At 72.7% G+C, this 12,918-nt stretch carries 10 protein-coding genes and 2 pseudogenes; 3 read left to right on the plus strand and 9 right to left on the minus strand.

Annotation, left to right across the window (positions count from 1 at the left end; genetic code table 11):
* Positions 1-18: 18 nt before the first annotated feature.
* From DSY14_RS23250 to DSY14_RS23260, 3 genes are all read right to left on the minus strand, one after another.
* Positions 19-741, minus strand: coding sequence for a hypothetical protein (locus tag DSY14_RS23250; RefSeq protein WP_211718751.1), 723 nt, complete (start codon positions 739-741; stop codon positions 19-21).
* A gap of 299 nt (positions 742-1,040) precedes the next feature.
* Complete coding sequence (locus DSY14_RS23255) at positions 1,041-1,703, minus strand: hypothetical protein (RefSeq protein WP_211718752.1); 663 nt, start codon at positions 1,701-1,703, stop codon at positions 1,041-1,043.
* A gap of 408 nt (positions 1,704-2,111) precedes the next feature.
* Entirely contained in the window at positions 2,112-4,043 is a 1,932-nt protein-coding gene (locus tag DSY14_RS23260; RefSeq protein WP_211718753.1) for a S9 family peptidase, read from the minus strand.
* 239 nt (positions 4,044-4,282) lie between these two features.
* Between DSY14_RS23260 and DSY14_RS23265 the strand changes: the two genes are divergently transcribed.
* Positions 4,283-5,005 carry a MerR family transcriptional regulator gene (locus tag DSY14_RS23265; protein WP_211718754.1) on the plus strand — a complete coding sequence of 241 codons (723 nt, stop codon included), beginning with the start codon at positions 4,283-4,285 and terminating at the stop codon, positions 5,003-5,005.
* Between the two features lie 39 nt (positions 5,006-5,044).
* Here the strand turns inward: DSY14_RS23265 and DSY14_RS23270 are convergent, their stop codons facing one another.
* The 3 genes from DSY14_RS23270 to DSY14_RS23280 form a co-directional block, all read right to left on the minus strand.
* Positions 5,045-6,439: a VTT domain-containing protein gene (locus tag DSY14_RS23270; protein ID WP_211718755.1), complete on the minus strand. Its 1,395-nt coding sequence runs from the start codon at positions 6,437-6,439 to the stop codon at positions 5,045-5,047.
* 87 nt (positions 6,440-6,526) lie between these two features.
* Positions 6,527-6,886 carry a metallopeptidase family protein gene (locus tag DSY14_RS23275; RefSeq protein WP_211718756.1) on the minus strand — a complete coding sequence of 120 codons (360 nt, stop codon included), beginning with the start codon at positions 6,884-6,886 and terminating at the stop codon, positions 6,527-6,529.
* 335 nt (positions 6,887-7,221) lie between these two features.
* Positions 7,222-7,806: a TetR/AcrR family transcriptional regulator gene (locus tag DSY14_RS23280; protein WP_211718757.1), complete on the minus strand. Its 585-nt coding sequence runs from the start codon at positions 7,804-7,806 to the stop codon at positions 7,222-7,224.
* 552 nt (positions 7,807-8,358) lie between these two features.
* Between DSY14_RS23280 and DSY14_RS23285 the strand changes: the two genes are divergently transcribed.
* Positions 8,359-9,057, plus strand: coding sequence for a GPP34 family phosphoprotein (locus DSY14_RS23285; protein WP_211718758.1), 699 nt, complete (start codon positions 8,359-8,361; stop codon positions 9,055-9,057).
* A gap of 508 nt (positions 9,058-9,565) precedes the next feature.
* Here DSY14_RS23285 and DSY14_RS23290 read toward each other — a convergent pair.
* Positions 9,566-10,498: an AEC family transporter gene (locus DSY14_RS23290; RefSeq protein WP_211718759.1), complete on the minus strand. Its 933-nt coding sequence runs from the start codon at positions 10,496-10,498 to the stop codon at positions 9,566-9,568.
* A 352-nt stretch (positions 10,499-10,850) separates the two neighbouring features.
* Between DSY14_RS23290 and DSY14_RS28930 the strand changes: the two are divergent.
* Positions 10,851-10,913: pseudogene (locus DSY14_RS28930) on the plus strand (GntR family transcriptional regulator); the annotation flags it as partial.
* Between the two features lie 181 nt (positions 10,914-11,094).
* Here DSY14_RS28930 and DSY14_RS23300 read toward each other — a convergent pair.
* Together DSY14_RS23300 and DSY14_RS23305 are read right to left on the minus strand one after the other, a co-directional pair.
* Complete coding sequence (locus tag DSY14_RS23300; RefSeq protein ID WP_211718760.1) at positions 11,095-12,363, minus strand: amidohydrolase; 1,269 nt, start codon at positions 12,361-12,363, stop codon at positions 11,095-11,097.
* Between the two features lie 2 nt (positions 12,364-12,365).
* Positions 12,366-12,918, minus strand: a pseudogene (locus DSY14_RS23305) (hydantoinase B/oxoprolinase family protein); the annotation flags it as partial.

Below are 12,918 nucleotides of genomic sequence, written 5' to 3' on the forward strand. Positions count from 1 at the left end.
GGCCCGGGCTGACGGCGGTCACCGGTGTCGGGGCGGTCGGACGGTCGCGGGGTCGACCCCGACCACATATTGAGAACATACTCTATGTATTGAATACCTGTCGGGGCGAATGTCGTGCGCACGTCCACACCGCGCCGCTCGGGTTCGGGTCGTGTGACGAGACCGTGGGACGGCCGAGTGCGCCCCGAGGGGGTCGGTCACCGCGCACCCGCCGGCCCGAAGGGCCGTACGTCGCGTGGATCCCCGTGCCGGCCGGAAAGGGACCGCACGGTCCGCACCCCGCGCGATGTCGCGGGGCCGTGCGCGTGCTCGGCTCGCCGCCCTCGGGCCGGGGAGGTCCGACAGGGGAACGGGGACGAAGTGGTCGCACGCGCCGTCGGTGGCCATGAGGGCCGCCGTGACGAGGGCGAAGGCCGCGATGATGACGGCGTCGAGCGCGTAGACCGGGGTGGCCATGAGCGCCAGGACGACCAGGGCCGCGGTGACATTGACACCGACGACGGCCGGGCGCGCCCGGGGAACACCTCGGGCGACCATCACGGCCAGAACGACGGCGGCCGCGCAGTAGACGACCCCGATCGTCCCGCCCACGAGGAAGGAGGTGCTCGGGATCCGAGGCTCCTGCGGGCCGTACACCACGGACAGTAGGCGCACCGAGGCCGTGACCGCCTGATACACGGCGATGAGCATCAGCAGCACCAGGGCGGTGACGACACCGGCCGGCCGCGGACGGGGGTTCATGTCCTGCTCCCTTGCACACGTTCTTCGTTGCGCTTCGTGGTCCGACACCACGGTAGGGAGCGGCACCGCGCCCGGTCATCACCCGGACGACCGATACGCCCACCGACGAAGGTCGGCCCCTGGTGGCCTCGGGGACCGACGATCGTCGCGGGTGCGGCGGACGGGCGTGGCCGGCACCCGAGCCGGACACACGTCGACGCGCGATACGGGGACGAGGCCCCACATGATGCGCGGTCGGGGCGTGGGCGTCCACGCCCCGGCGGTACGGCGGCACGCGCCACCGACCGTCCGCACCGCCGTCAGCCCTGCGCAGCCGAGTCGAGCAGCCAGTTGTAGCGCAGGCGCAGGGCACGCTCCACGCTGGCGATCGCGGCACCGAAGGCGAGCGCGGCGTTGAGCGCCGCCGGCAACCGCACGGGCGAGGTGAAGGTCCCGAAACGACTGCTCACGGGCGGCAGGTGCGTGGCCACCTCGATGAGCTGCGGGATGAGGAGGAGCGCGGGGATGACCAGCAGGACCAGGGAGAGGACGCCGATCCAGCGGCTCGCGACGGGGTGCCGCCGATCGAAGACCGCACGGCGACCCTCGGCGGAGGCACGATCGGGAACGAGCCGGTGCTCGTCCCCCTCGTCGGTGACGTAGTGACAGCGTCTGAGGCCGAAGGACGTCGCCGCCACCTCGATCGTGCCGCCGCGGACCGGGAAGGCGGCGGGGAGCGTGGACTGGGCGTGGTGCCCACCATCGAGGTACAGATGGGCCTCGCCCTTGCCGTCCTCGGAGAAGAATCGCTGCACGTGGTCGACGTCGACGGCGTAGACCATCCGTCGGCCGTCGTCATCGCGCAACGGCAGGTAGAACAACGCGCGCGAGGTCGGCTGCCACCAGCGGAAGGGCTTGAGCGGGCGCCCGTCACCGGCCCGGACGCGTCGAGCGGCCCGACGCCGCGACCACTTCTTGATCAACTCGCCCTCCAGAGCGTCGTGCGGTCGGCCTCGGGGGTCCTGAGGCCGGGCTCGCGGGTACGTCGTGCGGGCATCGGGCGCTTCCCCGGCGCGTGCCCATCCGGCGAGGAGACGGCCGGCCCCGGCGCGGGGCCGCGCGGACGCGGTCGCGCCGGTGCGGACTCCGTGCGGGTGGGACCGGGGGAACGGTCGTCGGTATCCATGGTTCGAACCTAGAACGGAGGTGGGCCGTGACCGAGTGTCACCGATCACGAGTTCCCTCCGCCCCGCCCACGGTCGGGACATGACGGATGTCATGACGCCCCGAGCCCCTCCTTGCGATGCGACGGCGTCGACCACCACCGCCGTGCCGGACGACCGGGCCGTACGCGCGGTTCCGTCGCCGCGGTCCGGCCCGGCGCGCCGAGGTCATGGACCATCGGTGCCGGAGCCGCCCTCCCCGCCCAGGTGCTCGGCGAAGTGCGCCTCGATCGCGTGTTGGAGCCGGATCTCGTTCTCGGGGTTGGCGAAACCGTGCCCCTCGTCCTCGGCGACCAGGTAGCCGACCGGGACCCCGCGGTCGCGCAGCGAAGCGACGATGCCGTCGGACTCCGCACGCATGACGCGCGCGTCGTTGGCGCCATGGGCGACCAACAGAGGCGTGGTGATCCGGTCGACCCGGCTGATCGGCGACCGCTCCAGCATGGCGGCCTCCTGGGTCGGATCCTCGGGGTCGCCCACGTAGGCGAACCAGTTGTTGGCCATGTACGGACGGCTGAACTCGGGCAGGTTCCGCAGGAAGCCCGCCAGGTCGGCGATGCCGACGAAGTCCACGGCGGCGGCGAAACGGTCCGGGGTGAACGCCACCCCGACCAGGGCGGCGTAGCCACCGTAGGAAGCGCCCATGATGCCGACCCGGTCCGGGTCGGCGTACCCCTGATCGATCGCCCAGGAGACGGCGTCGAGGAGGTCGTCGTGCATCGCGCCGGCGAACTCGCCGATCCCGGCGACCGTGTGCCGACGTCCGTACCCGGTCGAGCCGCGGTAGTTCACCTGCAGCACCGCGTAGCCGCGGTTGGCCAGGAACTGGACCTGCGGTTGGTAGCCCCAGGTGTCGTACAGCCACGGACCGCCGTGCACGACCAGCACGAGCGGCGACCTCTGCGCGGCGTGACCGACCGGAAGGGTGAGGAACCCGTGTATCGGCAGCCCGTCGCGCGCGGTGAACCCGATCGCCTCCATCGGGGCGAGGTCCGCCGGGTCCAGGTGCGGGTGGGGGCGGAAGAGGCGACGGCTGTGACCGGTCGCGTGGTCGTAGTACCAGGCCACGTCGGGGTCCCGGTCGTGCACGAAGGTGGCGATCCATCGCCGTCCCGAGTCGTCCGACGACAGCGTGCCGAGGACACCGTCGGACAGGGCGGACAGCTTCGCGTAGACCTCGGCGAAGTGGTCGTCGATCACCTCGATGCTCGGGCGCGGCCCCACGAACCTGGCGGCGAGGATCTCGCCGGTACGGCGGTGGGTGAAGACCGTCGAGGGGAGCACCCCCGGCGCGATGGTGCCCATGATGTCCAGGCTCTGCCCCTCCCGCGCGGCGAGGACGCTCGTCGCACCGGTCTCCCGGTCGATGCGCACCAGCCGCAGGTCGTCCGAGTCCAGGTAGGCGCCGACGACGAGGCCCGTGCCGTCCGGGGTCACCAGCTGCGGCAGGACCTCCATCGGATACTCGGTTCCCCCCATCCGCGTCAGCGTCCTGCGCTCGCCCGAGTCCGGGTCGATGGTGGAGAACTCGATCGTGCCGTCCCCGGTGAGTCGCGAGGCGAACGCCGGTGCTCCGGAGTGGTCCAGCAGCACGTTCTCGGTGGGCTCGGACTGTTCGTGGTGGGGCGTCGTCTCGCCCGTGGCCACGTCGATCCGGAACAGGTCGAGCGCCGTGGGCCGCTTGTTCATCGTCACGACCACGCTCCCCGGGAGCGCGGGCAACGGGTCCACGGCGAACACCCGGGATCCGGGCGGCAGCGGGGTGAGGTCGACGGCCGGCGCCTCCGGGTCCTCCAGGTCCACCCGGTACAGGTGCCAGTCCTCGTCGCCATCGGTGTCCTGGAGGTACAGGAGCCATCGCGAGTCGTCGGACCAGTGGTAGGTCCTGATGCCCCGACGGTCGTCGCGGGTGATGGGGACGGCGTCGTCGTGGTCCTCGTCGATCCCGCGCACCCAGACGTTCTGCCGTCCGTGCGCCGGTGCGAGGTAGGCCATCCGCGTCCCGTCCGGCGAGATCGTGGGCTGGGCGAAGGCGGGATCGGCGAAGAACTCCTCGACCTCGATGCGGCGAGGTCGGATGCGATGGTCCACGGTGACCATGGGTGTGCTCCTTCGGGTCGGTCGTCGAGGAGGGCGGCGCGTGCCACGGCGAGGTCGCCGCGGCCGGGCCCGTCCGGACACCGACATCCCAAACGATGCCCTGAGGGCAGGGTCAAGTCCCCGCCCGCGCCACGCCCTCGGACCGACGACCGCGTGATCGGTCCGACGCTCCGTTTCCCACCGATCCACCGCCGGATCACGGAGAATGAGAGCATGCCGAGTACCGACTCTCAGCTCTGATGTCCTGGAGCACCCGCGAGCTCGCCGACCGGGCGGGCACGACCATCAAGACCATCCGGCACTACCACTCCATCGACCTGCTGGAGGAGCCGGAGCGGGCCATGAACGGCTACAAGCTCTACGGCACGCGCCACCTCGTACGGCTACTGCAGATCAGGCGGTTGCGGAACCTCGGGATGACCCTGGCGCAGATCGCCGCGATGGACGGCCCGGGGGACGGATTCGCCGACACGGTGCGGGCGCTCGACGCCGAGCTCGCCGCCGCGATCGAGCGGCAGCAGGTCATCCGCGCCGAGCTCGCGGACCTCCTGCGTCATCACGCGTCGGCGGACGTCCCGTCGGGGTTCGAGTCCGTGGCCGCGCACCTGACCGACGCGGACCGGGCGATGATCATGGTCTCGTCGCAACTCTTCGACGACGAGCTGATCCAGGACATCCGCCACATGTCCACGACCCACCAGGAACTCGACGACGAGTTCAACGCCCTCCCCTCGGACGCCGACGACCGCACCGTGCGCGATCTCGCCCGGCGCCTGGTACCCGTGGTCCGCGCCATTCACGAGGAGTACCCCTCGGCCCGGGACCCGGCCACCTTCGCCCTGGGGCGGCGGCGAGAGGCGATGACCACCATGGCGCAGGCCGCGACCGATCTCTACAACCCGGCGCAGATCGCGGTGCTGCGACAGACGCACCACCTGATCGCGGAGGAACAGGACGGTTAGGGGCGCGGCGGCCGGCGGGGCCGCCCCGCCACCGGGGCGTCAGGAAGGCGGGGAGGCCGTGTTCGTGGAGGTCGGACCCTCCGCGCCCAGTGAGGACCAGGTGTCGGCCAGGGTCAGCGCGAGCGCTGCGGCCAGGCCGCCGAGCGCCCACCCGCCGAGGACGTCGGTCGCCCACCCCGCGCCCAGAGAGGTCACCGCCACGCCGGCCAGGCCCACCCACAGCACCGCCACCGTCCACCAGGCCACCGCCCGACCCCAGGTCCGCGCGCGTCCCCCCGCCAGATAGGCGGTGATGGCGGCGACGGCGGTCGTGCACGCCACCCCGAACGCGGGGAAGCCGCCCAGCGTCGAGGCCCCGACCAACGCCTCCTCGGGTGGGGGCGACGCACGGCCGACCAGAGCGGCGACGACCGGTCCGATACCAGCCGCGAGCGCCCACGCCCCGCCCAGGAGAACGACACCGCGCAGGCCCGACCGGGTGAGCAACGCGCCGACCCCGGCCAGGACGACGGCGCCCCACACACCCGTGGCCCGGTACACCGCCAGCAGCACCGCCGTGGCCTCGGGGTCCCGGTGCGCGACGAACCAGTGCAGGATCGGCCCGTCACCGCGCACGGATTCCTCGCCCACGATCACGTCCTGCAGGAGCGCACCGAAGAACCACCCTCCGGCCGCCACCAGCACCACGCCCAGGGTCAGTTCCAGACCCAGGACGGCGTGCGGTCGGAACCGTCGGGCCAGCCACCGCACCTGCCGGTCATAGCGGTCGAGCACCCGCCGCACGCTCGGACGCCCGGTCTGACGCTCGGCCCAGGCGCGCACACGGTCCGGATGGTGGGCGATCCATCGGGCGACGGCCACCACCCCCAGGACCACCAGCAGCCCGAGCAACACCAGGATCACGGCCTCGCCGAAGACGCGTTCCACCCGCCGCCAGGAGTTCCCGGCGAGGTAGCCCACCAGGGTCACGGTGCTCGCCCAGACCACGCCGCCGAGGGCGTTCCCGAGAAGGAACCGCCGGTAGTCCAGTCCGGTGGCGCCCGCCAGAGCGGGGACGAGGGCCCGGGCGAACCCGACCCACCGGCCCAGGAACACCGCGTGAGCGCCGTACCGGTCCACGAAGCCCTCGGCCCGCGCCCAACGGGCGGGGCCGATCGCGCGTCCGAGTCGGCCGGTCGTGAGTCGCGGCCCCAGTCGGCGTCCGACCCGGAACCCCACGGAGTCCCCGGCCACCGCACCGGCGATCCCGCAGGCGGCCACGGCGAAGGGGTCCGCGTGGCCCAGACCCGCCACGACCCCGGCGACCAGCAGACCCGTCTCACCGGGAACGACGAGACCGACGAAGGTCGCCGCCTCCGCGAACGTGAGGGCGAAGGCGACGACGTAGACCACGGCGACCGGCACGGCCAGGAGCCACGATTCCCAACCCCCCATCCCCTCTCCCTCTCCCCCGGTTCAGGACGGGAACCTCGCGGAAGAAACGCGACCGGCACGGTCCCGGTCCGTGGGAGGGCGGAGCCGTCAGTAGCCCAGCTCCCTCAGCCGGGCCTCACCGATGCCCAACGCGTGCCCGATCTCGTGCCGCAGGACCATGCTCACCCGTTCCTCGACCTCCTCCCGTGAGCGACACACACGCAGGATGGGCTCGCGGTAGAGCTCGATACGGTCCGGCAGGCTTCCGGGGATGCGCCGACCCCGCCGGGTGCGGGGCACACCCACGAAACGGCCCAGCAGCACGTGTCCGGGTTCCGCGGGCGGTGACCGGTCGTCGACGAGCAGCGCGACGTCGGCCATGGCCTCCTGCACCCACGCGGGCAGCGCGGCGTAGGACCGGCTCACCAGCTCCTCGAACGCGTCGAGGTCCATCGTGTCGCTGTCCACGCGCCATCACCTCCACGGAGCGCCCGAGTGGCGGCGACCGAAGGAGCCGGCGCCGACGCCGGAGCGATCGTGTGCCGCGCCGATCCCCACGGGCGCGCGCCCCTCGTCGATGGAACGTCGGGTCGGTGCCGGGCTCTTCCCGTGGACCTCGCCCCGCGTGCGTGCTTCCGCTCGATCGGCCAGCGCTCGGTGCGGAGGGTTCGCCGCGTCAGGGGCGGGACGGGGTCGGTCGGACCACCCGAACCGCGCTCACACCGCTCACACCGCTCCTGTGCCTGCGACGCCACGGATCCCCGCGCATCGGGGTGGGCCGGGACGGTGCGCGAAGGAGAGGTTCACTCCAGGGCGAGGGCGGCGTCGACCGCGTCGTACAGAACCCTCGATTCCTCCTCGGGGTCGATACCGCCCGACGGCAGCGCGCGTTCGATCGCCAGCCCGTCCACCACCGCGATGAGCAACAGCGCACGCCGCGCGCGGGCACCCCTGGTCACGACCCCCTCGTCCTCGAGCACCTCGAACCACCCCTCGATGCGTCGACGCGCGCGCACGACCATCTCCTCGTAGGAGGTCCGTGACGTCCCGGCCTGCTCGGAGTCGACGAGCAGGCGGAACATCCGCCGCCAGAACTCGCGCACCTGTTCCCGGGACCCCATGGGCGTGAGCAGGGCGCGCAGACACTCCGCGAGCCTCTCCCGGGCGGGTACGGAGGTGTCGCGGATGCTCTCGGTCGGGAGCCTGTCGTCGTAGATCGCGTCCAGCACGGCCTGGGACAGCGCCTGTTGTGACGGGAAGTGGTGGCGCAGCGTGCTCGCACCGACGCCGGCGCGCGCCGCGACCGCGCGCACGCTCAGGCGGGTCTGGGACCTCTCCATGACGATGGCCGTCGCGGCGGCGATGATCCGCTCTCGCGTGTCGCTCATGAGGTCCCTTCATCGCGGAGGAGCGCGTTCCGTGTCGATAGTACAGCGTGCCGGTACAGCGTGCTAATGTGTGCGCCCCGGGGCCGGTACACCGTGCCGGAGGGCCCGGGGGCGACACGACCATCGCGACAGAACGGCACCGCATGCAGGAGAACGCCACCACCCTCGCAGGGCACGATGGCGACTCCCACGTCTTCGGCGCGCCGCTCCCACCGGCAGAGTGCGGGGCGGGCGACCCGCGTGCGCGGTCACCGCTCACGCCCCGCTCAGCCGCGCGACCACCGTCGCCGATGCCCGGGGACGGACCACCACGGACCGCAGGTTCCCGGAGCGGGCCCGTCCGTGGACCCGTCCCGCTCGTCGCCGTCACCTCGCTCCCGTGGGGCACTCCGGCGCACTCCGCCGTGCCCCGGCGTTCGACACTCGAAGACCCGGGGCGGTCGACGTGACCGTCCCACACGCCCGCACCACCGTCACCGCGGCCATGTCCACCGGGCCGACCGGCGACGTCCGCACCACCGCCGCACGCACCCACAGAGGAAGGACCCCTCCATGCGCGACCACCTGCTCGTGGCCGAGGAACTCATGTTGCTCCTGCTCGACGACGACGGCGCCTCCATCGCGGGGGCGGGCACGCTCCACTACACACTGACCGGCGCGCTCCTCGTCGAACTCGCCTTCCTGGGCCGTGTCGAACTCGACGAGGACACCGGAGGTCCGATCAGCCGCATGAACGGAGCGATCGTGCGCCCCGTCGGGGACGCACCGCTCGACGACCCGGTCCTGCAGGCCGCCTTCGACACCGTCGTGGCCCGCGAACAGCGGGTGCAGCCGCTCCTCATCGCCCTCAACGACGACCTGCTGAACACGCTGCTCGGCCGTCTCCAGGAGCGCGGTCTCATTCGTAAGGAGCGCCGACGCGTGCTCGGCATCTTCCGCACGACCACGTGGCCCGCCGAGGACGAGCGCCACGAGGAGGAACTGCGCCGGCGCATCCGCGCGGCGATCGAGGACGGGGAGGAGCCCGAGCCCCACACCGCGGCGGTGATCGGTCTGGTGTACGCGAGCGGGGCGATGCCGGCACTGCGTCCTCCCCTGCCCTGGAACTCCACCACGGTGAGCCGCGCCAAGCAGATCATGGAGGGCGACTGGGGTTCCTCCGCGGTCAACAGCGCGGTGGTCCGTACCGCCGCCGCGATCGCCGCGTCCTCCGCCGCGGCCATCGTCAGCGTCACCACGGCGACGACCTGAACCGAGGACGGCGGCGTTCCGGTCGGAGGGGTTCCGGGGAGGGTACGCGGGAGTCCCGGACCCGGTGCCGCGCGTGAGGGCACGGCGGCACGCAGGGGCAGGGACCGCCCGCGGGGACGCCGGCCGCGCGGGGCCGTGAGCTCCCGTCCGCGCCGGAACCACGCATCCGGTCGTTCGTCGGGCACCCACCCGGGCTCCCGACGAACGACCGGATCGCGCGGGCCCTGAGCCTCCTCGTGGTGGACCCGGACGTACTCCGTGTTCGGTTTCCTCTTCGCCTACGGCATCGGGCGGGTGTACGCCCGGCAGAAGGCCCGGGGAACGAGCGAGAACGAGTTCCGCGCCCTGCTCCGTGGACGCCACATCTGGATACTCGTGTTCGGTGCCGTGCGCGCCCTCTGTCGCTGTGGCAGGGCGACATCCTGGGCACCTACGGCCTGATCGGTCTCCTCATGACGCCGCTGTTCTTCGGGCAGAGCGCTCGCACACTCACGGTCGGTCCCGGACCTCACCCCAACAGGTAGGTGACGGCGAACAGGACCGGAACCGTGAGCACGGTGGTCAGCAGGACGACCTCACGGCTGAGCACTTCTCCGGTCCGGTAGTGGGAGGCGTAGTTGAACACGTTCTGCGCGGTGGGCAGCGCGGCCAGGACCACCACCGCGAACAGGGCCGCGCCCTCCATGCCGAAGACCCACGCGCCCAACGCCCAGGCGACCAACGGCTGGACCACCGACTTCAACGCCACCGCCAGCAACACCGGGGCCTGCTCCGGTCCACTCCGGCCGGGCACGGGGCTGCCGTGCAGCGAGATCCCGAACGCCAGCAGCATCGCCGGGACCGCCATGCCACCGACGAGGTCGAAGGGTTCCATCAACGGCGCCGGCGGCACCCACCCGGAGAGGGAGACCGCGACACCCGCCAGCGAGGCGATCACCACGGGGTTGCGCACCGGGGTGCCCAGGGAACGGCGCAGCACCGGCCAGAACCCGCGCGCACTCCCGTTGTCCAGGTCCAGCACGGTCAGCGACACCGGGGTCAGGACCAGCATCTGGAACAGCATGAGCGGGGCGACCAGCGACGCGTCGCCGAGGACGTACGCGGAGATCGGGAGACCGAGGTTGCCCGCGTTCACGAAGGAGGCGCCGAGCGCCCCCATGGTCGTGCGCCCCACCCCCCACCCGCGCAGGAGTCCCACGACGACGAACACCAGGGCCATGAGCAGCACACTGATGACGCTCACCGACACCAGCGGAGACAGGAGGATGGACATGTCGGTGCGGGACAGGATCGTGAACAGCAGGGCCGGGTTGGCCACGTAGAAGGCCAGCCCGTTGAGGGCCCGCATCCCTCCCTGCCCCAGCAGCGACAACCGCCCCAGCATGTAGCCGATGGCGATCACGCTGGCGATGACTCCGAAACCGACCATGACCCCGGACAAGGGGCGCCTCCGAACTACCGTGCCGCTGAAAGCCCGGGACACGCTATCCGAGGCCGCTCACCGACGACCACGGCCCACGTCACAGTCGCACGCGCGGGCGCGGAGCCGCTCGGAGAACGTCGAGGGACATCCGTGCGCGGCCGTGGCGTGCCGCCCTCCGCGCCCACCGGCGGATCCGGACCTCGTGGGTGCGGGGGCCGCGAAGGCGAACGGATCGGTGTGCCCCGTCGGCCGACGCACCGAGGACGGGACGACGGACGTCGCGCCCTCGGGCCGGCCCCGGGAAGGAACGGTGGTCGCCGTCCGATCCGACACGGGGCGCCCCGCCGACACCCATGCGCTGATCGAGGCCATGGAGGCCGCCGAAGGCGCACGCGACTGGAACGCCCTGGCCCGCCTGGACCAGGCCTTCCACTCATCGATCGTCCGTCACCTCGGCAACGCCGTGCTCGCCGAGAGGGACGATTCGCTGCGCCCCGTCAGGTGCTCCTGTCGGTGCGCACCATCGTCGAGGCCCGGGGCGCCTGGAGACCATCAAGGGCGGGGACCGAGGCGAGACCGACCGGAGCCGCCTTTCACGTGCCCCCGACGCGACCCTACGACGTGCTCTTCAGCGCTCCGAGCGCGGCCAGCGTCATCGCCCGCACCCCCGTGGACAGGGTCGGCTCCACGGCCGGGGCGAAGTAGGGCGAGTGGTTCCCGGCGTCCGCGCTCTCCGGGGCGGGGGCCGTGCCCGGGGCCTGCGCCCCCAGCCCCCAGAACACCGACGGAGCACCGGCGTCCGCGCCGAAGTGCCCCACGTCCTCGCTGCCGATCATGCGGTCCATGGACACCACACGATCGGCTCCCAGCACCGCGCCGAAGACCTCCTCCAACGCGGCCGTGGTCGCGGGATCGTTGACGGTGACCGGGAAGGCGCCCAGACGGCGGTACCGCGGCGGTTCCGGCGCACCGGAGACGGCGGCCTCCCCGTCCAGGATGCGGCGTGCCGCCGTCACCACCCGGGCGAGGACCTCGGGGTCGAAGGCGCGCGCGTTGAGCGTCAGCACCGCCTCGTCGGGGATGACGTTCTCGGCCTCCCCCGCCCTCAGCCGGGCGACGGTGAGCACGGCCTGTTCCTCGGGATCCAACTCGCGCGCCACCACGCCCTGGAGACGCAGAACCGCCGCGGCGGCCATGACGACGGGGTCGATGGTCCGGTGCGGCTGGGAGCCGTGGCCACCCCGGCCGGTCAGCGTCACCTCCAGGTTCTCGGTGGCGCCCAGCACCAGGCCGGGGCGCAGGGCCAGGACCCCGGCGGGCAGGGGGAACACGTGCTGGGCGAACACGGCGTCCGGGGTTTCGAAGCGGGCGTAGAGGCCGTCGTCGAGCATCGCCCGTGCCCCCGCCCCGTTCTCCTCGGAGGGCTGGAGCACGGCCATGACCGTGCCGTTCCAATGGCCGCGCGCGTCGGCCAGGACCGAGGCCGCGCCGATGAGACAGGCGACGTGCATGTCGTGGCCGCAGGCGTGCATGAGCGGGGTCCGTGGGTCGCCGGGGGCGCCCACCCGCGAGGCGTAGGGGAGCCCGGTCAGCTCACGGACGGGCAGGGCGTCCATGTCCGCGCGGATCAGTACCACCGGCCCCGGCCCGGACCGGAGCACGCCCACCACGCCGGTCCCGCCCACCCCGGTGGTGACCTCGTAACCGGCGTCCGCCAGCGCGGCGGCGCCGAGGGCTGCGGTCCGCTCCTCACCGAAGCCCGGTTCCGGGTGGGCGTGCAGGTCCCGGTAGAGGTCCGCCAGCGCGGCGGGGTCGGTACCGGGCGCACCCGCGCCGTAGCGGGAGAGCACGGCCCGGGCGCGCGCCAGGTCCACGTCCGCCATGTTCACTCCCCCGCCGTCCCGACCGTCTCGGACTCCACGGCGGCCACCGCCTCGTGCAGGGCCGCACGGGCACGGGACAGTGCGTCCTCCGACGCCGGGACGGCGGGGAAGCCGTCCGGCAGGAGGTCCAGAGCCGTGCCGAGCACCCGCACGCGGCGGCCGTGGCGGGCGGGCGCGGGCAACCGGAAGAGGGCCGCGACCAGTCGGTCCGCGGTCCGCTCGTCGTAGAGGGCGTCCCAGCGATCGCGTTCGGGCCCCAGCCCATGGGCCCCGGCGGAACCGGAACCGGCCGCGCGCAGTGCCGCCGTGCCCTCGGAGTCCACGATGGTCTCCGCCCCCGCACCGCGTACGACGACGCCGTAGTCGTGGGCCGCGGCGTCGGGTGTGACGACCCCGCGCACCACGTCGCGCAGGACCTCGGCCTCGGGGCGTTCGAAGGGGTCCCCATAGCCTCCGGCGCCCGAGGTGCGCAGGGTGACCGTGTCACCGCGGCGCAGGGACAGGACGTCGATCTTGCCCACCCGGCGCTCGTCGCCGTCGACCGAGGTGATGACC

The sequence above is a fragment of the Nocardiopsis sp. MG754419 genome (genome assembly GCF_018207095.1).
GTDB lineage: Bacteria > Actinomycetota > Actinomycetes > Streptosporangiales > Streptosporangiaceae > Nocardiopsis.

Coding starts and splice junctions, on each gene's coding strand:
- DSY14_RS23250 (WP_211718751.1), bottom strand. CDS start 741: ATGAACCCCCGTCCGCGGCCGGCCGGTGTCGTCACCGCCCTGGTGCTG.
- DSY14_RS23300 (WP_211718760.1), bottom strand. CDS start 12,363: ATGGCGGACGTGGACCTGGCGCGCGCCCGGGCCGTGCTCTCCCGCTAC.
- DSY14_RS23260 (WP_211718753.1), bottom strand. CDS start 4,043: ATGGTCACCGTGGACCATCGCATCCGACCTCGCCGCATCGAGGTCGAG.
- DSY14_RS23270 (WP_211718755.1), bottom strand. CDS start 6,439: ATGGGGGGTTGGGAATCGTGGCTCCTGGCCGTGCCGGTCGCCGTGGTC.
- DSY14_RS23265 (WP_211718754.1), top strand. CDS start 4,283: ATGTCCTGGAGCACCCGCGAGCTCGCCGACCGGGCGGGCACGACCATC.
- DSY14_RS23280 (WP_211718757.1), bottom strand. CDS start 7,806: ATGAGCGACACGCGAGAGCGGATCATCGCCGCCGCGACGGCCATCGTC.
- DSY14_RS23285 (WP_211718758.1), top strand. CDS start 8,359: ATGCGCGACCACCTGCTCGTGGCCGAGGAACTCATGTTGCTCCTGCTC.